This window comes from Arthrobacter celericrescens, from assembly GCF_003614925.1.
Lineage (GTDB): Bacteria > Actinomycetota > Actinomycetes > Actinomycetales > Micrococcaceae > Arthrobacter > Arthrobacter celericrescens.
In genome coordinates, this window is record NZ_QYLP01000078.1 from 1 (window position 1) to 22,271 (window position 22,271).

General features: G+C 69.1%; 16 protein-coding genes. 12 read left to right on the forward strand and 4 right to left on the reverse strand.

Annotated features, from left to right (window positions below):
- The first annotated feature begins 247 nt into the window (after positions 1-247).
- The 4 genes from pheS to D3654_RS13485 all read left to right on the forward strand — a co-directional run bounded on the left by pheS (position 248) and on the right by D3654_RS13485 (position 5,614).
- Complete coding sequence (gene pheS, locus D3654_RS13470) at positions 248-1,309, forward strand: phenylalanine--tRNA ligase subunit alpha (RefSeq protein ID WP_115789843.1); 1,062 nt, start codon at positions 248-250, stop codon at positions 1,307-1,309.
- Positions 1,310-1,311: 2 nt separating this feature from the next.
- Entirely contained in the window at positions 1,312-3,855 is a 2,544-nt protein-coding gene (gene pheT, locus D3654_RS13475; protein ID WP_120522003.1) for a phenylalanine--tRNA ligase subunit beta, read from the forward strand.
- 88 nt (positions 3,856-3,943) lie between these two features.
- Positions 3,944-4,822, forward strand: a complete 879-nt coding sequence (locus tag D3654_RS13480) for a trypsin-like serine peptidase (RefSeq protein ID WP_120522004.1) — start codon at positions 3,944-3,946, stop codon at positions 4,820-4,822.
- A 54-nt stretch (positions 4,823-4,876) separates the two neighbouring features.
- Positions 4,877-5,614: a 4'-phosphopantetheinyl transferase family protein gene (locus D3654_RS13485; RefSeq protein ID WP_245413232.1), complete on the forward strand. Its 738-nt coding sequence runs from the start codon at positions 4,877-4,879 to the stop codon at positions 5,612-5,614.
- Positions 5,615-5,645: 31 nt separating this feature from the next.
- Here the strand turns inward: D3654_RS13485 and D3654_RS13490 are convergent, their stop codons facing one another.
- The 4 genes from D3654_RS13490 to D3654_RS13505 all read right to left on the reverse strand — a co-directional run bounded on the left by D3654_RS13490 (position 5,646) and on the right by D3654_RS13505 (position 13,303).
- A complete protein-coding gene (locus D3654_RS13490; protein WP_120522006.1) occupies positions 5,646-7,013 on the reverse strand; it encodes a M1 family metallopeptidase in 1,368 nt (455 codons plus the stop codon).
- Positions 7,014-7,045: 32 nt separating this feature from the next.
- Positions 7,046-10,981: a Pls/PosA family non-ribosomal peptide synthetase gene (locus D3654_RS13495; protein WP_245413233.1), complete on the reverse strand. Its 3,936-nt coding sequence runs from the start codon at positions 10,979-10,981 to the stop codon at positions 7,046-7,048.
- 131 nt (positions 10,982-11,112) lie between these two features.
- Positions 11,113-12,078 carry a quinone oxidoreductase family protein gene (locus D3654_RS13500; protein ID WP_120522007.1) on the reverse strand — a complete coding sequence of 322 codons (966 nt, stop codon included), beginning with the start codon at positions 12,076-12,078 and terminating at the stop codon, positions 11,113-11,115.
- Between the two features lie 136 nt (positions 12,079-12,214).
- Positions 12,215-13,303, reverse strand: a complete 1,089-nt coding sequence (locus D3654_RS13505; RefSeq protein ID WP_120522008.1) for a fatty acid desaturase family protein — start codon at positions 13,301-13,303, stop codon at positions 12,215-12,217.
- 181 nt (positions 13,304-13,484) lie between these two features.
- On the opposite strand from D3654_RS13505, the gene argC reads away from it, so the two are divergent.
- The 8 genes from argC (at position 13,485) to argH (ending at position 22,252) form a co-directional block, all read left to right on the forward strand.
- A complete protein-coding gene (gene argC / locus D3654_RS13510) occupies positions 13,485-14,516 on the forward strand; it encodes an N-acetyl-gamma-glutamyl-phosphate reductase (protein WP_120522009.1) in 1,032 nt (343 codons plus the stop codon).
- Positions 14,513-15,679 (forward strand): bifunctional glutamate N-acetyltransferase/amino-acid acetyltransferase ArgJ, encoded by a 1,167-nt coding sequence (argJ, locus tag D3654_RS13515; RefSeq protein ID WP_074589259.1) that lies wholly within the window; start codon positions 14,513-14,515, stop codon positions 15,677-15,679. The genes argC and argJ overlap by 4 nt, the downstream gene beginning before the upstream one ends.
- A gap of 12 nt (positions 15,680-15,691) precedes the next feature.
- Positions 15,692-16,660: an acetylglutamate kinase gene (gene argB / locus D3654_RS13520; protein ID WP_120522010.1), complete on the forward strand. Its 969-nt coding sequence runs from the start codon at positions 15,692-15,694 to the stop codon at positions 16,658-16,660.
- A 107-nt stretch (positions 16,661-16,767) separates the two neighbouring features.
- Positions 16,768-17,973: an acetylornithine transaminase gene (locus D3654_RS13525; protein WP_120522021.1), complete on the forward strand. Its 1,206-nt coding sequence runs from the start codon at positions 16,768-16,770 to the stop codon at positions 17,971-17,973.
- Positions 17,970-18,968, forward strand: a complete 999-nt coding sequence (gene argF / locus D3654_RS13530) for an ornithine carbamoyltransferase (RefSeq protein ID WP_120522011.1) — start codon at positions 17,970-17,972, stop codon at positions 18,966-18,968. Before D3654_RS13525 ends, argF begins: the two co-directional genes overlap by 4 nt.
- On the forward strand, positions 18,968-19,498 hold the full coding sequence (locus tag D3654_RS13535) for an arginine repressor (RefSeq protein ID WP_120522012.1): 531 nt from the start codon (positions 18,968-18,970) through the stop codon (positions 19,496-19,498). Before argF ends, D3654_RS13535 begins: the two co-directional genes overlap by 1 nt.
- Before the next feature lie 130 nt (positions 19,499-19,628).
- The gene (locus tag D3654_RS13540) at positions 19,629-20,834 is read left to right on the forward strand and encodes an argininosuccinate synthase (RefSeq protein WP_074589267.1); all 1,206 of its coding nucleotides are present in this window, start codon (positions 19,629-19,631) and stop codon (positions 20,832-20,834) included.
- Positions 20,835-20,836: 2 nt separating this feature from the next.
- Positions 20,837-22,252, forward strand: a complete 1,416-nt coding sequence (gene argH, locus D3654_RS13545; protein WP_120522013.1) for an argininosuccinate lyase — start codon at positions 20,837-20,839, stop codon at positions 22,250-22,252.
- Positions 22,253-22,271 lie beyond the last annotated feature (19 nt).

The window sequence follows — 22,271 nt, forward strand, 5'->3', positions numbered from 1 at the left end:
CACCCGCAGCCCCGCCGGCCGCCCCGCCGCCCCTGCCGGGCCACCCGCCTGCGCGGCCCGGCCCGCCGCCCGTGCAACCCGGCCGGGACGGACCTGCCTGAATAGCGGACCGGTTGAATCCCGGTCGCGGCGTTCAACTAGACTGGGGGGTAATGCCCGCCGGATGATCCGGTGAGCATTGCCCTTTTGTCTTTGCCGCGCTGCGCGCCGGCGGAGAACACTTCCGACTCGTAGCTAAGAACAGTAGATGACTGACACTTTGCCGGGCGCCGCCATCCCGAACCCGCTGGATGAGGCCGCCATCACTGCCGCCGTCGAGGCCGCCGTCGCCGCCATTGCCGCCGCGTCCTCGCTCGAAGAACTCAAGGCCGTCCGCCTGGCCCACACGGGGGAGAAGTCGCCCCTGAGCCTGGCCAACCGCGAAATCGGCGGCCTGGCCAAGGAGCACAAAGCCGCCGCCGGCAAGCTCATGGGCGCCTCCCGCGGCCGCGTCAACCAGGCCCTCACCGCCCGTACCGCGGAACTCGAAGCCGAGAACGACGCCCGCATCCTGGTCGAAGAGACCGTGGATGTCACGGCCGCTCCGCGCCGCCGCCGCGCCGGTGCCCGGCACCCGCTGTCCACCCTGCAGGACCGCGTGGCGGACATCTTCGTGGGCATGGGTTGGGAAATCGCGGAAGGCCCCGAGGTCGAGTCGGAGTGGTTCAACTTCGACGCCTTGAACTTCAAGCCGGACCACCCGGCCCGCGAAATGCAGGACACCTTCTTCGTGGAACCGCCCGAAGCCCACCTGCTCATGCGTACCCACACCTCCCCGGTGCAGGTGCGTTCCATGCTCGAACGCGAAGTCCCCATCTACGTGCTGTGCCCGGGCAAGGTGTTCCGCACCGATGAACTCGACGCCACGCACACCCCGGTGTTCCACCAGTTCGAGGGCCTGGCCATCGACAAGAACCTCAGCATGGCCGACCTGCGCGGAACCCTGGAGCACTTCGCCCGGCAGATGTTCGGCGAGGAAGCCTCCATCCGCCTGCGCCCGAACTACTTCCCCTTCACCGAGCCGTCCGCGGAGCTGGATATCTGGCACCCCGGCGCCAAGGGCGGGCCCCGCTGGATCGAATGGGGCGGCTGCGGCATGGTCAACCCGAACGTGCTGCGCGCCGCCGGCATCGACCCGGAGGAGTATTCAGGTTTTGCCTTCGGCATGGGCATCGAGCGGACCCTCATGTTCCGCAACGAGGTCAGCGACATGCGCGACATGATCGAAGGCGATGTACGTTTCAGCGAGCACTTCGGGATGGAGATCTAACAGTGCGTATCCCACTTTCCTGGCTGCGCGAGTTCGCGCAGGTACCGTCCGGCGCCTCGGCCGAAGACGTCATGACGGAACTCGTCAAGGTCGGCTTTGAGGAAGAAGCCGTCCACCGTCCCACGGACACCCTGCAGGGCCCGGTCGTCGTCGGGCAGGTCCTGAGCCTGGTCAAGGAACCCCAGTCCAACGGCAAGACCATCAACTGGTGCCAGGTCCGCGTGGTCCCCGAGGGACAGGAGCAGACCCTCACCGGCAAGGGCATCGACCCCTCCGGCGTGCAGGGCATCGTCTGCGGCGCCCACAACTTCGTGGAAGGCGACAAGGTAGTGGTCACCCTGCCCGGCGCCGTGTTGCCCGGCGACTTCCACATCTCCGCGCGAAAGACCTACGGGCACCTGTCCGCGGGCATGATCGCCTCCGTCCGCGAGCTCGGCATCGGCGAGGACCACGACGGCATCCTGGTCCTGTCCCGGATCGGCCTCGACCCCGAAATCGGCACTGACGCGATGGAACTGCTCGGCCTCTACGACCAGGCAGCGGAAATCAACGTCACTCCGGACCGCGGCTACGCGTTCTCCATCCGTGGCGTGGCCCGCGAATACGCCCACGCCACCGGCACGTCCTTCACGGACCCGGCGTCGAAGGTCAATGCCCCGGTGGAACTCTCCGGCGGCTACGGCGTCAAGCTCAACGACGACGCACCCATCTACGGCAAGCCCGGCTGCGACCGCTTCGTAGCCCGCACCGTGCGCGGCGTGGACGCCACGCGCCCCACTCCGCAGTGGATGGTGTCCCGGCTCCGCCTGGCCGGCATCCGCTCCATCTCCCTGCCGGTGGACATCTCCAACTACGTCATGCTCGAGCTCGGCCAGCCGAACCACTGCTACGACCTGGACAAGCTCGCCGGCGACATCGTGGTGCGCCGTGCCGCGCCCGGCGAGAAGATCCTCACCCTGGACGGCAAGGAACGCGCGCTTGACGTCGAAGACCTGCTGATCACCGACGACTCCGGAGCGATCGGGATCGCCGGTGTCATGGGCGGGGCCAACACCGAAGTGTCCGACTCCACCACGAACATCCTGGTCGAGGCCGCCCACTTCGACGAGGTGTCCATCGGCCGGGCCCGCCGCCGCCACAAGCTGCCGTCGGAAGCGTCCAAGCGTTTCGAACGCGGCGTGGACTGGCAGCTTGCCGGGGTTGCCGCGCAGCGCGTGGTGGACCTGCTGGTGGACCTCGCGGGAGGTACCGCGGACGAGCCAGGAACCGACGTCGGAACCGCGCCCGAAACCGCCACGATCGAGCTTCCTGCCGGCTTCGCGGCCGAGCGCATCGGCATCGACTTCAGCGAAGAGCAGATCACCGGCTGCCTCGAGGACCTGGGTGCCGCTGTCGAAAAGACCGCTGACGGCTACCGGGTCAGCGCTCCGAGCTGGCGCCAGGACCTCGAGACCAAGGAAGACCTGTCCGAGGAAATCGCCCGGCTGGTGGGCTACGAGAACATCCCGGCGACCCTGCCGGTGGCCCCTCCCGGCCGCGGGTTCACCCGTGCGCAGCAGCAGAAGCGCCGCGTGGTCCAGGCCCTGGCCGACGCAGGCCTCACCGAGGTGCTGTCCTACCCCTTCGTCTCCAAGGCCGCCAATGACACCTTCGGCGTGGCCGAGGAAGGCGCCGAACGCACCGCGATCAAGCTGGCCAACCCGATCAGCGAAGAGCACGGCTACCTGCGCACCTCGGTGCTGCCCGGCCTCATCGAGGCCGCCCGCCGCAACCTGTCCCGCGGTTTCCGCGACCTCGCCCTGTACGAGGCCGGCCTGGTGTTCCTGCCGGACGGAAAGCTGGGCACGGAGTCCATTCCGCCGCTGGGTGCCAAGCCGGCCCCTGAGGTTCTGGACGGACTGTTCGACGGCGTCCCGGACCAGCCGCTGCACCTCGCCGCCCTGATGTGCGGCCATGATTCGCCCGCCGCCGCCGGCCACGCCCCGCGCCAGTGGGACTGGGCCGACGCCCTCGACGCCGCCCGCCTGGTGGGCGACGTGCTCGGCGTCGAACTCGTGGTCAGCCAGGGAAGCCACCAGGCCTTCCACCCGGGACGCGCCGCCCAGTTGGCGCTCCGCTCGGGCGAGGTAGTGGGCTACGCCGGAGAACTGCACCCGAAGCTCCTGGCCGCGCACGACATGCCCGCCCGCTCGGTGGCCATGGAACTGGACGCGGACGCCATCTTCGAGGCCGCCGCCGACGTAATCGTCGCCAAGCACATCTCCGGGTTCCCGGTCGCCACGCAGGACGTCGCCCTGGTGGTTCCGCAGGACGTGCCGGCGGACGCCGTCCTCGCCGCGCTCCGTGAAGGCGCCGGTGAACTGCTGGAGGATGTGGCACTGTTCGACGTGTACGTGGGCAAGGGCATCGAGGACGGCAAGAAGTCGCTCGCCTTCGGCCTGCGCTTCCGCGCGACGGACCGCACCCTCACCGCCGACGAGGCATCGGAAGCCCGCGAGGCCGCTGTCGCCGTCGCCGCGGATCGTTTCGGAGCCGTGCAGCGCTGACCGCGCGCAGGACTGACCCGCCTTTGAAAGGACCCTTGGACCACCCGGCCCAAGGGTCCTTTCCATTTCCAGCAACCGAAAGGGACCCATGAACAAGCAGAAAACCGGCCAGCTGCTCGCCGCCGCGGTATTCGCGGCTACCACCGGCCTCGGCGGAACCGCCGTCGCAGCAGAGACGGATCCGGCAGGGACTGCTCCATCAGAAACGGGCGGCGTCCAGCCCGTCCCGCACGCCGTGGACCCGGCCAGGACTTCCGGGCCGGCGGCGTCCCCGCTCGCGGACCACTACACGCTCCCGGCGCCGGTCAAAGGCGGCGGTGCCTCGACGGAGTCGGTGATCGGTTCCGACGGCCGGACCCAGGTCACGAACACCACCTCGGCCCCCAGCAGCTCGATCGTGCAGATCGAATTCAACGCCGGCTCCATTTGCTCCGGCGCCCTGATTTCCGACGACACCGTCCTCACCGCCGGGCACTGCGTGCACCGGGGCGGCACGGGCTCGGCCGCGGACTACTCCTGGGGAATCCGCGTGGCACCCGGCCGCAACGGTTCAAGCGATCCCTATGGCAGCTGCGGGGCCACGGAACTGTACACGGACCAGCGCTGGATCGATTCGGCCAACACCAACGCGGACTGGGGTGTCATCAAACTCAACTGCACCGTGGGCAACGCCGCCGGCTGGCTGGGCTACACGGGAACCACCAACAGCCTGTACGGATCGACGGCCACGGTGCGCGGGTACCCGGGCGACAAGCCGCGCGGCACCATGTGGACCATGACCGGTTCGGTCTCCTCTACCCAAGCGGAGAAGGTGTTCTACACGATGGACACCAACGGCGGCCAGAGCGGTGCGCCCGTCTACAACAGCTCCACCTCGATCGTGGCGGTCCACACCAACGGCGGGTCCACCAACTCCGGCACCAGGATCACCCCGGCGCTGGCCGGCTACCTCGACACTGTTAGATAGGACCCTGTTAGATAGGACCCTGTTAGATAGGACGCCTGTAAGTAGGACGCTGTCATGAGGACGGCACGAGCGAAGGGCGGTGCGGACATGGGCGGGCTGGCCCTGCGCCTGGAAGCGCTCGACGCCGTGGCGGCGCCTTCCGTCGTCATGGCTTCGGTGCTGGGCGGCGCGGCCGGGGAGCGGGCCGCCGCCTACGCGCACGAGCAGGACCGTGCCGGGTTCCTCGCCGGGCGGGCGGCCCTGCTGCTGTTCGCCGCCCGCCTCCTGGACGTGGAACCCGCCCGGCTGGCGCCGCGCTACGACTGCCCGCAATGCGGTCCGGCGGCCGGCCACGGCCGGCCGGCTTTCCTGCTCGACGGCGGCCCCGCACCGCTGCTGCTCAGCGCCTCCCGGGCGGCCGGCCGGGTGCTGCTGGCCGGCGTCGCGCACCCGGAACCTGGCCTGGCGCTGGGCGTGGACCTGGAAGACAGCGGCAGGCTCGCCGGCTTCGGCGACGACAACGCGGCTGGTTCCGGTGCAGCGGGTTTCGACGCGGTGGCGCTCGGCGGCCGCGAACAACGCTGGGTCCAGGGGCTTCCCGAACGGGACCGGAACCGGGGCCGGGCACGGCTGTGGGCACGGAAGGAAGCGTGGCTGAAACGCAGCGGCGAAGGCCTCCGGCGGGACCCGGCCACCGTGGATGTGCTGGACCTGCCCGGCCTGGCCGACCTCGCTCTGGACGGAACGGAACCCGGCCTCGGCCTGGCGGCGCCGGTGCCCGGAAACCTGGTTGCCGCCGTCGCCCTCTGCTAGCGCCTGCCTCACGGACCGGGCAGGGGACGCGTCAGGGGAGCGGCGGCAGGGCCTTGGTGTAGAGCCAGGGTTCCAGGACGGCAGCGCAGTCCAGGCCCGGCACGCAGCTGTCCGCGGTGGCGACGAACTGTTCGGTGGACACTGAGCCGTGCTTGAAGTCGGCCGTCCAGCGGCGGAGCAGGCCGAAGAATGCCTCGTCGCCGCAGGCCATGCGCACGGCGTGCAGCGCCAGGGCGCCGCGCTTGTAGACGCGGTCGTCGAACATGAGCTTGGGACCGGGGTCGCCCACCAGCAGGTCCCTGGCTTCGCCGGCGAGCTTCCGGTGTGCCGCCGCCGCCCGCTCGGCCAGGGACATCACCCGGGCCTCCTCGGACCAGATCCATTCCGCGTAGCACGCGAAGCCTTCGTGCAGCCAGATGTCCTTCCAGCTGGACACCGTCAGCGAGTTCCCGAACCACTGGTGCGACAGTTCGTGGGCGATCAGCCGCTGGGACTCCCACTCCTGCCCCATGTGGTTGCGGCCGAAGATCGAGAGCGTCTGGGCCTCCAGCGGGATCTCCAGCTCGTCCTCGGTGACCACGGCCGTGTATTCCTGGAAGGGGTAGGGACCGAAACAGTCAACGAAGGTGCGCATCATGTGCCGTTGCCGGGCCAGGCCCTCGCGGGCAATCGCCGCCATGAGCGGGGTGGCCGCGAGGTACTGCGGAACAGCGGCCGGCCTGGGCGTGTCGGAGTGGTGCAGCGCCTCCGCCTCGGGGGAGAGCGGCAGCAGTTCGTAGCGGCCGATCTGCACCGTGGCCAGGTACGTGGCCATCGGCTCGAGCTGTTCGTACACCCAGGTTTCGCGGCTGGACTTGCGGCTGCGGGAAATGAGGCGCCCGTTGCAGACCGCCCGGTAGTTGTCGTCCGTGGTGACGCTGATCAGGTAGCTGGACTTGTTCCGCGGGTGGTCGTTGCAGGGGAACCAGGACGCGGCACCGTTCGGCTGCCCGGCAACCAGCACGCCGTCGTCCAATTCCTCCCAGCCGACCTCGCCCCACAGGCCCCGCCGCGGCCGCGGGTTGCCCTCGTAGCGCACCTCCACCGTGAAGGACTGCCGTGCCTTCAGCCGGTCCTTGGTGGTGATGACCAGGTGCTCGCCCCGGGCGCCGAACTTGGGCGGCTTCTTCCCGTCCACCAGCACCTTGGCGGCCTTGAAGCCCACCAGGTCGAGCACGATCTGCTGCGCGTCCTTCAAGGCAACGCAGCGCAGCACGGCACGTCCGCTGAGCCGGTTGCTGCCGAGGGCGTAGTCCAGGTCGAGTTCGTAGCGTTCCACCCGGAAGGCCAGGCTTCCGTGCTGCAGGGTGTAGCGGTCCGCCGCGGGATCCGGGCCGGAGGCTGTCTCGTTACGGGTCATGGTGCTACGCTACCGGCCGCACGGCCGGCATCTTACGGCCCCGCCCAAGGACTCACCGGGTTGCCCATCCAGTACGTCCCCGCCGGGACCGCCTCGCCGCGCATGACCAGCGACGCCGGTCCCACGGTTCCGCCGTCGCCGATGCTGGCCTGCGGGAGGATGACGCCGTGCGGGCCCATGGTGGCACCGTCCTCGAGGACCACGGTGTCGATCGCCATGATGCGGTCGTGGAACAGGTGGGTCTGCACCACGCAGCCCCGGTTCACCGTGGAGCTCCGGCCGAGGCTCACCAGGTCGGCCTCGGGAAGCCAGTAGCTCTCGCACCACGTGCCGCGGCCGATCTTCGCGCCGAGGCCGCGCAGCCACCACACCAGCGCCGGCGTCCCGGCGGCGGCACGGGCGAACCAGGGGGCGCTGACCATTTCGATGAAGGTGTCCACCACTTCGTTGCGCCAGATGAACGGGCTCCACAGCGGATGCGCGCCGGCCTTGATCCGGCCCACCAGCAGCCACTTCGCCACTACGGAACTGAGTGCGGCCGCGGCACCGGCCAGCAGCATCACCACGCCGCCCAGCAGGGCTGCCACCCAGTAGGACGTGCCGGATGCGATCCAGTCGAGCGTCAGCATGATCCCGACGGCGACGCCCACCGTCAGCATGACCGGCAACAGGCGGCAGAGTTCCCACAGCCCGCGCCGGGTCTTCAGGGAAAGTGACGGGTTGAAGGTGAGGCTCTTGTCGGAGTCGACCACGGTGCGCCGGAGCCGCACGGGCGGGCTGCCCAGCCACGACGTTCCGGATTTCGCCTTCGCCGGGGTGGCGGACAGCACTGCCACCAGGGAGTTCTTGGGCACGCTGCGGCCAGCGGCGGTCATGCCGGAGTTGCCGAGGAAGGAACGCTTGCCGATCTTGGCCGGCGCGATCTTGATCCAGCCGCCGCCCAGTTCGTAGGAGGCCACCATGGTGTCGTCGGCCAGGAACGCGCCGTCGCCGATCGTGGTCATCTTCGGCAGGAGCAGCACCGTGGACGCCTCGACGTTCCGGCCCACCGTGGCCCCGAGCAGGCGCAGCCACACCGGGGTGAACAGGCTGGCGTAGATCGGGAACAACAGGTCCCGCGCCATGTCCAGCACGCGTTCGGTGGCCCAGACCTGCCAGCCGGCCCGGCTGTGGACCCGGCAGTAGCCCTCCTTGAGGCCCAGGCCGAGCAGGCGCGTCACGGCGAGGACCAGGAGCAGGTTGCAGAGGAACCACGCCAGCGCCGCGAAGGGCACCGAAAGGAGCACCTCGGGCAGGGCCGACTGCAGCGAGGACTTGCCGCGGACGAAGGCCAGGACCACCAACGCGCCCGCGAACGCCGAGGCGTAGGGGATCAGGGCGAGCAGCGCAGAGGCACCGGCGAAGGCTGCGAACCAGGATCGCCGGATGAAACGGGACATGGCCGGGGCTTCGGGCCATTCATTCTTCGCTTTGCCGAGCCGTTCGGCCGGGGAGCCGGCCACCAGGTGGCCGGCCTTGACCTTGCCGAGCACCGCGGATCCGGCCTCCACGCGCGCGCCGGCGCCGATGCTGGTGCCGGGCATGAGGGTGCTCCGGGCACCGACCGTGGCCCCGGGGCCCACATGGATCTCGCCGATGTGCACCGAATCGCCGTCCACCCACCAGCCGGACAGGTCCACCTCGGGTTCGATGTTGCTGCCGCTGCCCAGCGTCAGCAGGCCGGTGACCGGAGGCACCGAGTGCAGGTGCACGTTATTGCCGACCTTCGCGCCCAGGGCCCGGGCGTAGTAGGGAACCCAAGGGGCGCTCGCCAGGCTGACGGCGCCGGCCAGGTCCTGGACCTGCTCGGCCAGCCACAGGCGCAGGTGCACCTTTCCGGCGCGTGGGTAGCTGCCCGGCTTGAGCCCCCGCAGCAGGATCCGGGCTGCACCGACTGCGATCGCCATCCGTCCCAGCGGGCTGACGAACACCAGCCAGGAGGCGAGGATCCACCACCAGGACACCACAGGTGCCGCGGTGAACCCCGCAATGTCGGCCAGCAGCCGGTTCCCGGCCATCAGGTAGGTCAGCCAGCGCATGCCGGTGAGGATGTTCAGGACGATGCCCATCAGCGTCTGGAACAGCTGCGACTTCGGTGCGGTGGGACGCACGGGGCGTTCGACGGCGGCGGCCGGGGTGCCGCCGTCGGGCAGCGACTGGCGGGCCGCTTCGATGAGGGCGGCGACGCGCGGCGTCGCATAGATTTCGGTCACCGTGATGGTGGGGTAGCGGACCCGCAGGGCCGAGACGAGCTGGGCCGCGGCGAGGGAGCCGCCGCCGTAGGCGAAGAAGTCGGCGTCCAGTGAGTTCACGGGGGAGCCGAGCACGGACTCCCACTGCTCCACGATCCAGGCGGCATCGTCGGGAAGGTTCAGCGGCGCCTTGTCCGCGTCGGCGGCCGCGGCACCGGGCAGCGGCCAGGGAAGGGCATGCCGGTCCACCTTGCCGCTGGTTTTCGTGGGCAGCGAATCCACCACCGCCAGCAGCGGAACCAGGGCGGCCGGCAGGCTCTTCGCCAGCAGCGTCCGGGCATCTGCCAGGTCGGGCTCCACGTCCTCCACGGGTGCGAGGTACCCCACCAGGATCTGGTTCCCGGCCGAGGTCGTACGCACGGCGGCCGCGGCCCCCGCGATGCCCGGCAGCGCCTGCAGTGCGGCGTCGACCTCGCCGAGCTCGATCCGGCGTCCGCCCAGCTTCACCTGCTCGTCGGCGCGGCCCTGGAAGATGAGGCCCTCGCGCTCGTAGCGCACCAGGTCGCCGGAACGGTATGCACGCTCCCAGCCCAGCGACGGCATCGGCGCGTATTTTTCGGCGTCCTTGGCCGGGTCCAGGTAGCGGGCCAGCCCGACGCCGCCGATGATCAGTTCGCCGGTTTCGCCTTCCGGCACCGGGACACCGGAAGGATCGACGACGGCGAGGTCCCAGCCGTCCAGCGGCAGTCCGATCCGCACGGGGCCGGGTCCGCCCAGGGGAGCGGCGCAGGCAACCACCGTCGCTTCGGTGGGTCCGTAGGTGTTCCAGACCTCGCGTCCGTCCACCGCCAGGCGTTCGGCCAATTCCGGGGGGCACGCTTCGCCGCCGAAGATCAGCAGCCGGACGTTCTCCAGCGCTTCGGCCGGCCACAGGGCCGCCAGGGTAGGCACGGTGGACACCACGGAGATGCCGTGGTTGATCAGCCACGGGCCAAGGTCCATGCCGGAACGGACCAGGGCTCGCGGGGCCGGGACCAGGCAGGCGCCGTGCCGCCAGGCCAGCCACATCTCCTCGCAGGAAGCGTCGAAGGCCACGGACAGTCCCGCGAGCACCCGGTCCTGCGTGCCGATCGGGTCCTCCTGCAGGAACAGCCGTGCCTCGGCGTCCACGAAGGCGGCCGAAGAACGGTGCTGCACGGCAACGCCCTTGGGGGTGCCGGTGGAGCCGGAGGTGAAGATGATCCAGGAGTCGTCGTCCAGGCCGGGTTTCCGGGGTGCGGGGAAGGGCGCCGGGCGTTCGCCGAAGACCTCCACGGCCAGGCCGCCGGTGACGATGCCGGCAACCTTGGCTTCGCCGAAGACCAGCCGGGCGCGCTCGTCGGGGTCGTCCGCGTCCACCGGGACGTACGCGGCGCCCACCAGCAGGATGCCAAGGATTGCCACGTACAGTTCGTTGCGGCCCGAGGGGATCCGGACGCCGATCTTGTCGCCGGCGCCCAGGCCCCGGCCGTGCAGGGTCCGGCCGAAGGCCCGGACCGCCTTGAGTAGTTCGGCGTAGCTCAACGATTTGTTGCCGTCGTCCAGTGCCGAGGCCTCGGGGAAGCGGCGGGCGGTCTCCTCGAGGATGTCCACCAGCGAGCGCTGCGGGGGAGCCGCGGCGGCGCCGGGAAACTGCGGCAGGTAGGCGCCGCCCGTGATGCCCGAGTCGGGGGCCTCTATGTATTGCTCCTGTGTCACTTCAAGATCTTTGCCCATGAAGGTGAACAAACGGTGACACAAACCGTGTCCGCGTAACTGTGTCGTCACGTGTGCCGGCCTGCCGGGCCGTGCGTGGGCGGCTTGTCCCCGGAGCCGCCCACCGCGGGAACTCAGGGAACCAGCAGGACCTTGCCGGTGGTCTTGCGGCCTTCAAGGTCGCGGTGCGCCTGTGCTGCCTCGGGCAGCGCATAGCGGGCACCGATGCGCACCTTGAGCGTGCCCTTGGCCGCGGCGTCGAAGATCTCGGCCGAGCGCCAGTGGCGTTCCTGCGCGTTCTGCAGGAAGTGGCCCACGGTGGGACGGGTGAGGCTGAGGGAGCCGCCTGCGTGAAGCCGCATCGGGTCGACCGGCGGAACCGGGCCGGACGCGGCGCCGTACAGGACCATCGAACCGCGCACCCGCAGGCTCTCCAGCGAGTCATCGAACGTGTCCTTGCCGACGCCGTCGAACACCGCGTGCACGCCTTCGCCGTCGGTCAGTTCGCGGACTTTCCGTGCGAAACCGTCGTAGCGGAGCACGACGTCGGCCCCCGCCTCACGGGACAGTGCTTCCTTTTCGTCGGTGGACACCGTGGTGATCACCCGGGCCCCGCGGGCCTTGAGGAGCTGGGTCAGGAGGAGGCCCACGCCGCCCGCGCCGGCATGGGCGAGCACGGTCTGGCCGGGCTCCACCCGGAAGGAGGAGTTCATCAGGAAGTGCGCGGTCATGCCCTGCAGCGGGAGGGCGGCGGCCGTGAAATCGTCGACGCCGTCCGGAACGGGCAGTGCTTTGTGCTCGTCGATGAGGGTGTACCCGGCATAGCTGCGGGCGCCTTCCGCCGTGGCCACGCGGTCGCCGACGCTGAAGAGTTCGACGCCGTCGCCCACGGCTTCCACGGTTCCTGAGCATTCCGAGCCCGGGACGAAGGGGAACGCCACCTTGTAGAGGCCGCTGCGCTGGTAGGTTTCGACGAAGTTGACGCCCGTGGCGGCGACCTTGACCAGGAGCTGACCTGGCCCCGGGACCGGCATTTCCGCCTCATGGTATTCGAGTACTTCGGGTCCTCCGGGTTGCCGGGCGATGATGGCGTGCGTCATGGCTCTCCTTTGCTCCGGGCAGGTCTTTCCGCGCCCGGTCCACTGAACCCATCCTAGGGAGGCAGGCTGGGAACATGCCCGCAGGTGTCGCAGGGCGTCAGTAAGGCGTGCGGTCAGCGGCGCCCGTCCCGTGCGGTCAGCGGCGCCCGTGCACCGAAGCGACGGGGCAGTCGAAACCGCGGCCCGCGGACAGCCCTACTTCGTTGAGGTAGCGGACCACGATTCCGTAGGACTGCATGAGGGTTGTCTCGGTGTAGGGAATGGAATGGGCGGCGCAGAAGCTGCGCACGATTGCCCTGGCCCGTTGGAGCTGCGGGCGGGCCATGTCCGGGAAGAGGTGGTGTTCCACCTGGCGGTTGAGGCCACCGAGGAGGAAGTCCATGAACCGGCCGCCCGAGATGTTCCGGGAGGTCAGGACCTGCCGGTTCAGGAAATCCACCCGGCTGTCCGCGGGGAGCACAGGCATGCCTTTGTGGTTCGGGGCGAAGGAGGCGCCCATGTAGAAGCCGTACACCACGATCTGCACTCCGAGGAAGGCGAACGCCATGCCCAGGGGCAGGAAGGTGAAGGCCAGCACCGGAAGGGCCAGGAGGCGGGTCAGCAGGATGGGTGCTTCCACCCAGCGGTGCCGGACGGTGCCCCGCCCCAGGACAAAGCGCAATGAGTCAAACTGCAGGCTGATTCCCAGCAGGCCGAGCAAGGGGAAGAAGAACCAGCCCTGCTTGCGGGTCAGGAAGGCGAAGCGTCCGGTGCGGGCGGCCGCAGCTTCCGGGTAGAACACCAACGCGTTGTTCCTGATGTCGGGATCCTTGGAGATGATGTTGGGGTGGTTGTGGTGGGCGCCGTGCTTCTGTTCCCACCAGGAGTAGCTGATCCCGGCGATCCCGGTGGCCAGGAGCCTTGCGGACCAGTCGTTGGCCCGGCGGGACGCGAAGACCTGCTTGTGGCCGGCCTCGTGCGCCAGGAAGCTCAGCTGGGTGCAGAAGATGCCGACGGCGGCCGCGATGAGGAGCTGATACCAGGAATCGCCCAGCAGTGCGAAGCCCAGCCAGGTTGCCGCCATCAGCGCCATGAGGGCCGCGAACAGCCAGATGTAGAAGCCGCGGCGGCGTTCCAACAGGCCCTCGGCCCGGACGCTCTTAAGCAGTTCCGCATAACTGCGGACCATGGGGTTGGGCTGGATGGCGCGCGCTTTAGGGCGCGCAACGGTGGATGTGGGTGCCATGCTTGTTTGCCCCGAATCGCTTGCGGGCAACGCTGCAGCCGACGTTCGGCCTGCACGGTCTGGATCACCCTTTGTCCAGCATACGCGGGTATTGCCTGCGTCACGGCCGGGGGTAGGCAAGGCAATTCAGGGCATGCATAAATATCGGCAACCATGCATAGTTTTCCTGTACAGTGTTGCCATGACTATTTCTGTTGCCGTTTCCGGGGCCAGCGGTTACGCCGGCGGGGAAGTGCTGCGTATCCTCGCGGGCCACCCAAACGTCACCATCGGCGCCATCACGGCCCACAGCAACGCCGGTTCCAGACTAGGGGAGTTGCAGCCGCATCTCCATGGCCTGGCGAGCCGGATTCTCGAAGACACCTCAGTGGAAAACCTCTCGGGGCATGACGTCGTGTTCCTGGCCCTGCCGCACGGTGCCTCCGCGGAAATCGCGGCCCAGTTGCCTGAGGGCACCGTGGTGATCGACGCCGGAGCGGACCACCGGCTCGAGGACCCCGCCGCCTGGGAAAAGTTCTACGGCTCGGCCCACGCAGGCACCTGGCCCTACGGCCTCCCGGAACTGCCCGGCCAGCGCGAGAAGCTCAAGGGCGCCAAGCGCATCGCCGTCCCGGGCTGCTACCCGACCTCGTCCCTTCTGGCCCTCACGCCCGGGTTCGCCAACAAGCTCCTGCTGCCGGACGACGTCGTGATTGTTTCCGCCTCCGGCACCTCCGGCGCCGGCAAGGCAGCAAAGGTCAACCTCATCGGCTCCGAAGTGATGGGCTCCATGAGCCCCTACGGCGTGGGCGGCGGGCACCGCCACACCCCCGAAATCGAGCAGGGCCTGTCCAACGCGGCAGGGGAGCAGGTTACGGTGTCCTTCACGCCCACCCTCGCCCCGATGAGCCGGGGCATCCTCACCACCGCCACCGCCAAGGCAAAGCCCGGTATCACCGCCGCGGAACTCCGCCAGGCCTGGGCCGAAGCGTATGACGACGAGCCCTTCGTTCACCTGCTGCCCGAAGGCCAGTGGCCCAGCACCAAGTCGGTGCAGGGCTCCAACCATGCCGTCATGCAGCTGGCCTTCGACGCGCACACGGGCCGTGTGATCGTTACCTGTGCCATCGACAACCTCACCAAGGGAACCGCCGGCGGTGCCGTGCAGTCCATGAACATCGCCCTCGGCCTGGACGAAAGCGCCGGCCTGAACCTGCAAGGAGTCGCACCGTGACGATCACCGCCCCCCAGGGATTCCGCGCCGCCGGCGTGAAGGCCGGCATCAAGGCCTCCGGCAACCCGGACCTCGCCCTCGTGGTCAACGACGGCCCGCTCAAGGCCGCCGCCGCCGTCTTCACCTCCAACCGCGTGGCCGCCGCGCCCGTGCACTGGTCGCGCCAGGTGGTTTCGGACGGCCGGGTCGACGCCGTGGTCCTCAATTCCGGCGGCGCCAACGCCTGCACCGGCCCGCAGGGCTTCCAAAACACCCACGCCACCGCCGAGAAGGTCGCCGAACTGCTGGGCATCTCCGCCTCCGACGTCGTGGTCTGTTCCACCGGCCTCATCGGCGAACAGCTGCCCATGGACAAGATCCTGCCCGGCGTCGAAGCCGCCGCTGCTGAACTGTCCGAAGACGGCGGATCCGCTGCCGCCACCGCCATCATGACTACGGACACGGTCGCCAAGGAAGCCGTCTTCACCGGCACCGACGCCGAAGGCCGGGAATTCACCATCGGCGGCATCGCGAAGGGCGCCGGCATGCTTGCACCGGGCCTGGCTACCATGCTCGTGGTGCTCACCACCGATGCCCAGGTCCCGGCGGAATTGCTCGACGTCGTGCTGCGGGACACCACGCGTGTCACCTTCGACCGGGCTGACTCGGACGGCTGCATGTCCACCAACGACACCGTGGTCCTGCTTGCCTCCGGTGCCTCCGATGCCGTGCCCTCCGCCGAGCAGCTTGCGGCCGGACTCACCCAGGTGAGCGCCGAACTGGCGCGCAAGCTGATCGGCGACGCCGAAGGCGCCAGCCACGACATCGCCATCCGCACCTTCAACGCCGCCAGCGAACGGGATGCCGAAATTGTCAGCCGTGCCGTGGCCCGCTCCAACCTCTTCAAGACCGCCATCTTCGGCAAGGACCCCAACTGGGGCCGCGTGCTCTCCGCGGTCGGCACCACGGACGCCGTCTTCGAAGCGGACCAGCTGAACGTGGCCATCAACGGTGTGCAGATCTGCCGCAACGGCGGCATCGGCGAGGACCGCAACCTCGTGGACCTCGAGCCCCGCGAAGTGCACGTGGAAATCGACCTGCAGGCCGGCGATTCCGAAGCCACCATCTGGACCAATGACCTCACGCACGAATATGTGCACGAGAACAGCGCCTACTCGAGCTAGGCAGGAGAACCCGTGAACGCCCACACCCGCGAGACCACCTCCATGGCCGCTGCCCAGGACAAGGCGGCGACCCTGATCGAGGCTCTGCCCTGGATCCAGCGCTTTGCCGGCACTTCCATGGTCATCAAGTACGGCGGCAACGCCATGGTCAATGAGGAGCTGCGCCGCGCCTTCGCCGAGGACATCGTGTTCCTCCACCACGTGGGCATCCACCCCGTGGTGGTGCACGGCGGCGGCCCGCAGATCAACTCGATGCTGGGCCGGCTGGGCATCGAATCCGAGTTCAAGGGCGGGCTGCGCGTCACCACGCCCGAGGCCATGGACGTGGTCCGCATGGTCCTCACCGGCCAGGTGGGCCGCGAGCTGGTGGGCCTGATCAACTCGCACGGACCCTACGCCGTGGGCATGTCCGGCGAGGACGGCGGGCTGCTGCGCGCCGTGCGCACCGGCACCGTGGTGGACGGCGAGGAAGTGGACCTCGGGCTGGTGGGCGAAGTAGTGGGTGTCGATCCCACCGGGATCAGGGACATCCTCGACGCCGGCCGCATCCCCGTGATCTCCACGGTCGCCCCGGAGATCACGTACGCCGACAATTCTTCCGGTGCCGGAACAGCTTCCGGCTGGCAGACCACCGGGCAGGTGCTGAACGTCAACGCGGACACCGCCGCGGCCGCCGTCGCCTCCGCGCTGGGCGCCTCCAAGCTGGTGATCCTGACCGACGTCGAAGGCCTCTACGCGAACTGGCCGGACAAGTCCTCGCTGATCTCCTCGCTGACCGCCTCGGAACTGCGGGAAATGCTGCCCGGCCTGGAATCCGGGATGATCCCGAAGATGGCGGCCTGCCTGAAGGCGATCGACGACGGCGTGGAGCGCGCGCACATCGTGGACGGCCGCCTGGCCCACTCCATGCTGCTGGAAACTTTCACGACCGCGGGCATCGGAACGCAGGTCGTCCCCGACGAAGAAGGACCGAACGCATGAACGAAACTGTTGGCACGGCTCCGACCGGCGATAGGGGCCCCGCCCGCTTCGCGGTGCCCGACCACACCCGGGCCCCCATCGCCGGATCGGACGCCAAAGCTTCCGTCATGACTGGAGCCGGCAGCGGCGCCGAGTGGCTGTCGCGCTACTCATCTTCGCTCATGGGCGTCTTCGGCACCCCGCAGCGCGTGCTCGTACGCGGCGCCGGCTGCCTGGTGTGGGACGCCGACGGCAAGGAGTACCTGGACCTGCTGGGCGGCATCGCCGTCAACGCCATGGGCCACGCGCACCCCTTCGTCACCTCGGTGATCGCGAGCCAGCTGGCCACCTTGGGCCACGTCTCCAACTTCTTCACCAGCCCCACGCAGATCGCGCTCGCCGAAAAGCTGCTGGCCCTGGTCAAGGCTCCCGCGGCGTCCAAGGTGTTCTTCGCCAACTCCGGCACCGAAGCCAACGAGGCCGCCTTCAAGCTGGCCCGCCGCAACGGGGACGGCAAGCGCACCAAGATCATCGCCCTCGAAGGTGCCTTCCACGGCCGCACCATGGGCGCCCTGGCCCTGACGGCCAAGGAAGCCTACCGGACTCCGTTCGAACCGCTGCCCGGCGGCGTGGTCCACATCCCGTTCGGCGACATCGAAGCCCTGCGCGCCGCCGTCGACGACACCACGGCGGCCGTGTTCCTCGAGCCCATCCAGGGCGAGGCCGGCGTGCGCCCGCTCAGTACCGAATACCTGCAGGCCGCACGCGAGGCCACCACGGCCGCCGGCGCCCTGCTGATCCTGGACGAGGTGCAGACCGGCATTGGCCGCACCGGCAAGTGGCTCGCCAGCGAGGATGCGGGAATCGTCCCGGACGCCATCACCCTGGCCAAAGGCCTGGGAGGCGGCTTCCCGGTGGGCGCCCTCATCACCTTCGGCGAGGCGACGTCGTCGCTGCTGTCCGCCGGCCAGCACGGCACCACCTTCGGCGGCAACCCGGTGGCCACCGCCGCCGCCCTCGCCACCCTGCACGCGATCGAAAGCCAGGGCGTGCTGGAGAACGTACGCACCGTGGGTGCCTTCCTGCGGAAGGGGCTTGCCGACGTCGACGGCGTCACGGAAGTCCGCGGCGTTGGCCTGCTGATCGGCTTCGACCTGGACGCCGACGTCGCACCCGCCGTCGTACAGGCCGGGCTCGACGCCGGGTTCATCGTCAACAGCCCCGGCCCCCGCACCATCCGCCTGGCCCCGCCGCTCATCCTGAGCACCGAACAAGCCGGCCGTTTCCTGGCCGCCCTGCCCGCCCTCCTGCAGACCGCGAAGGAATCCCAGTGACCACCACACGCCACTTCCTTAAGGACACCGACCTCAGCCCTACTGAACAGGCCGAGGTGCTCGAACTCGCCGCCCGCATGAAGGCCGCGCCGTACAGCGTGCAGCCCTACGCAGCCGAAGGGAACGGCCGCAAGACGGTCGCAGTCATCTTTGACAAGACGTCCACACGCACCCGTGTCTCCTTCGCCACCGGCGTGGCGGACATGGGCGGCACTGCCCTCATCATCAACCCGGGCGAGGCCCAGATCGGCCACAAGGAATCCGTCGAGGACACCGCCAAGGTCCTCGAACGTATGGTCTCCACCATCGTCTGGCGCACCGGCGCCCACGCCGGCCTCGTGGCCATGGCCGAAAACTCCAAGGTGCCGGTCATCAACGCGCTCTGCGACGACTACCACCCCTGCCAGCTGCTCGCCGACCTCCTCACGGTCAAGGAACACAAGGGCAAGCTGGCCGGGCTGACCATGGCGTACCTGGGCGACGCCGCGAACAACATGGCCAACTCCTACCTGCTGGCCGGCGTCACCGCGGGCATGCACGTGCGCATCAGCGGCCCCGAGGGCTACCTGCCCGCGGCGGACATCGTGGCGGCCGCCGAGGCCCGCGCCGCCGAAACGGGCGGCTCCGTGCTCATCACCACCGACGCCGCCGAGGCGCTCAAGGGCGCGGACGTCGTCGCCACCGACACCTGGGTGTCCATGGGCCAGGAAGCCGAAAAGGAAGCCCGGCTCCAGCTGTTCCGCGACTACTCCGTGGACGAGGCAGCCATGGCGCAGGCCGCACCGGACGCCGTCGTGCTGCACTGCCTGCCTGCCTACCGCGGCTACGAAATCTCGGCGGGCGTCATCGACGGGCCGCAGTCGATCGTCTGGGACGAGGCCGAAAACCGCCTGCACGCCCAGAAGGCACTCATGGCCTGGCTGATGCACCGCTCCGGGCTTGCTTTCGTCGACGGTCTGGCCCCCGTCGAAGGAACCGGCGAGAGCACCTTCTAGTGTCCAGCAACCAGCCGGTGCCGGGCGCGAGCCCGGCCACCAAGACCGCCCGGCAGGCGCGGATCACCGCGATCCTGCGCGGCGAAAGCGTCCGTTCGCAGGCCGAACTCGCCGCCCGGCTGGCGGACGACGGAGTGCAGGTCACCCAGGCCACCCTGTCCCGCGACCTCGTGGAAATCGGTGCCGTGCGCGTGCGCGGCAGCGAAGGCGTGCTGGTCTACGCGGTGCCTGGCGAAGGCGGGGACCGCGCGGCCACCAGCGGGGTGGGCCAGGAAATCCTGGACGCCCGGCTGGAAAAGCTCTGCGGCGAACTGCTGGTCACCGCGGAGGCCTCGGCCAACCTGGTGGTCATCAGGACCCCGCCCGGCGCGGCAAATTTCCTCGCCCTGGCCATCGACCATTCCGTGATGCCCTCGATTCTGGGCACAATTGCCGGGGACGATACCGTGCTGCTCGTGGCCAGGGATCCCGACGGCGGCGAGGCGCTGGCGGCCCGGTTCCTCGCGATGGCGGAGTCGAACCCCAACTAGCTCGCAATTAACGTCGTTTTGAGCCCCCAAAACGACCACAACTGCAAGTCAGTTGGGCCGATATGTATAAATACGCATAACGCTGTATAGTCATTCACAATCAAGATGATCTTCCCAAAGGAGCACACTCGTGACTGAGCGCATTGTTCTGGCCTACTCCGGTGGCCTCGATACGTCCGTAGCCATCGGCTGGATCGGTGAAGCCACCGGCGCCGAGGTCATCGCCGTCGCCGTCGACGTCGGACAGGGCGGCGAGTCCCTCGAGACCATCCGCCAGCGTGCCCTCGGCTGCGGCGCCGTCGAAGCCTACGTGGCCGATGCCCGCGATGAGTTCGCCAACGAATACGCCATGCCCACGCTGAAGGCGAACGCCCTCTACCAGGGCCACTACCCGCTGGTCTCGGCGATCTCCCGCCCGGTGATCGTCAAGCACCTGGTCAAGGCCGCCCGCGAATTCGGCGCCACCACCGTGGCCCACGGCTGCACCGGCAAGGGCAACGACCAGGTCCGCTTCGAGGTCGGCATCCAGACCCTCGGCCCGGACCTGAAGTGCATCGCCCCCGTCCGTGACCTCGCCCTCACCCGCGACAAGGCCATCGCCTTCGCCGAGGAAAAGGGCCTGCCGATCGAGACCACCAAGAAGAACCCTTACTCGATCGACCAGAACGTCTGGGGCCGTGCCGTCGAAACCGGCTACCTCGAGGACATCTGGAACGCTCCCACCAAGGACATCTACGACTACACCGCGACGCCGGAGTTCCCACCGGCCCCGGATGAGGTCACCATTTCCTTCGAAGCCGGCATCCCGGTGGCCATCGACGGCGTCAAGGTCACCCCGCTGCAGGCCATCCAGGAACTGAACCGCCGCGCCGGCGCCCAGGGCGTGGGCCGCATCGACGTCGTCGAGGACCGCCTCGTGGGCATCAAGTCCCGCGAAATCTACGAAGCCCCGGGTGCGATGGCGCTGATCACCGCGCACAAGCACCTCGAGGACGTCACCATCGAGCGTGAGCAGGCCCGCTTCAAGGCCACCGTCGGCCAGCGCTGGTCCGAACTGGTCTACGACGGCCAGTGGTTCTCCCCGCTCAAGCGCTCCCTGGATGCCTTCATCGACGACACCCAGAAGTACGTCTCCGGTGACATCCGCATGGTGCTGCACGGCGGCCAGGCCATCGTCAACGGACGCCGCTCGGACACCTCGCTGTACGACTTCTCGCTGGCCACCTACGACACCGGCGACACCTTCGACCAGTCCATGGCCCGCGGCTTCATCGAACTGTGGGGCATGTCCTCCAAGGTTGCCTCCAGCCGCGACCAGCGCGTCGCCGGAGCCTGAACATGACGAGCGCAACAAACGAAGGCGCCCTGTGGGGCGGCCGCTTCGCCGGCGGCCCCGCAGATGCCCTCGCCGCGCTGAGTAAGTCCACGCATTTCGACTGGCGGCTGGCCCGCTATGACATCGCCGGCTCCAAGGCGCACGCCCGCGTGCTGCACAAGGCCGGACTGCTGGACGACGCCGAACTCGAGGGCATGCTCAAGGCCCTGGATCAGCTGGACGAGGATGTCGCCTCCGGCGCCTACCTGCCGGCCGAGTCCGACGAGGACGTCCACGGTTCCCTGGAACGCGGGCTGATCGAGCGCGCCGGGACACAGCTGGGCGGCAAGCTGCGCGCCGGCCGTTCCCGCAACGACCAGGTGGCCACCCTCGGTCGCATGTTCCTGCGGGACCACGCCCGGCTGATCGCCCGCGGCGTGCTGGACACGGTGGACGCGCTCGTGGAGCAGGCCAAGGCCCACCCCGGCGTGGCCATGCCCGGCCGCACCCACCTGCAGCACGCCCAGCCGGTCCTGCTGAGCCACCACCTGCTGGCCCACGCCTGGGCGCTGCTGCGCGACGTGCAGCGGCTCCAGGACTGGGACAAGCGCGCGGGGGTTTCTCCGTACGGCTCCGGCGCCCTGGCCGGCTCCTCGCTGGGACTGGACCCGGAGGCCGTCGCCGCGGATTTGGGCTTCTACTCCGCCGTGCACAACTCGATCGACGGCACCGCCTCCCGCGATGTCTTCGCCGAGTTCGCCTGGATCTGCTCCATGATCGGTGTGGACCTGTCCCGGATCTCAGAGGAAGTCATCCTCTGGGCCACCAAGGAGTTCTCCTTCGTCACGCTGCATGATTCGTACTCCACGGGGTCCTCGATCATGCCGCAGAAGAAGAACCCGGACGTCGCCGAGCTCGCCCGCGGCAAGGCGGGGCGCCTCATCGGCAACCTTTCCGGCCTGCTGGCCACGCTCAAGGGCCTGCCGCTCGCGTACAACCGCGACCTGCAGGAGGACAAGGAACCGGTGTTCGACGCCGCCGACACCCTGGAGCTGCTGCTCCCGGCCGTGTCCGGCATGATCGCCACGCTGAAGTTCAACAGCGAGCGGATGGAGTCGCTGGCTCCGCAGGGCTTCGCGCTGGCCACGGACATTGCCGAATGGCTGGTCCGCCAGGGCGTGCCGTTCCGCGAGGCACACGAGCTCTCCGGCGCCGCCGTCAAGCAGGCCGAAAGCCGCGACGTGGAGCTCTGGGACCTCACGGACGAGGAATACGCCGCGATTTCGGAGCACCTGACGCCCGAGGTCCGCACGGTCCTGTCGACCGAAGGGTCGCTCAACAGCCGCAACTCGCAGGGCGGCACGGCCCCGGCCGCCGTCGAACGGCAGCTGCAGGCCCTCGAGGCCGAGCTCCAGGGAGCCCGCGCATACGCAGGCTGACGCACTGACGCACCCGACA

Excerpts from the sequence above, each read along its gene's own strand:
- pheS (WP_115789843.1), top strand. The coding sequence starts at position 248 with ATGACTGACACTTTGCCGGGCGCCGCCATCCCGAACCCGCTGGATGAG.
- D3654_RS13480 (WP_120522004.1), top strand. The coding sequence starts at position 3,944 with ATGAACAAGCAGAAAACCGGCCAGCTGCTCGCCGCCGCGGTATTCGCG.
- D3654_RS13485 (WP_245413232.1), top strand. The coding sequence starts at position 4,877 with ATGAGGACGGCACGAGCGAAGGGCGGTGCGGACATGGGCGGGCTGGCC.
- D3654_RS13490 (WP_120522006.1), bottom strand. The coding sequence starts at position 7,013 with ATGACCCGTAACGAGACAGCCTCCGGCCCGGATCCCGCGGCGGACCGC.
- D3654_RS13500 (WP_120522007.1), bottom strand. The coding sequence starts at position 12,078 with ATGACGCACGCCATCATCGCCCGGCAACCCGGAGGACCCGAAGTACTC.
- D3654_RS13505 (WP_120522008.1), bottom strand. The coding sequence starts at position 13,303 with ATGGCACCCACATCCACCGTTGCGCGCCCTAAAGCGCGCGCCATCCAG.
- argC (WP_120522009.1), top strand. The coding sequence starts at position 13,485 with ATGACTATTTCTGTTGCCGTTTCCGGGGCCAGCGGTTACGCCGGCGGG.
- D3654_RS13525 (WP_120522021.1), top strand. The coding sequence starts at position 16,768 with ATGACTGGAGCCGGCAGCGGCGCCGAGTGGCTGTCGCGCTACTCATCT.
- argH (WP_120522013.1), top strand. The coding sequence starts at position 20,837 with ATGACGAGCGCAACAAACGAAGGCGCCCTGTGGGGCGGCCGCTTCGCC.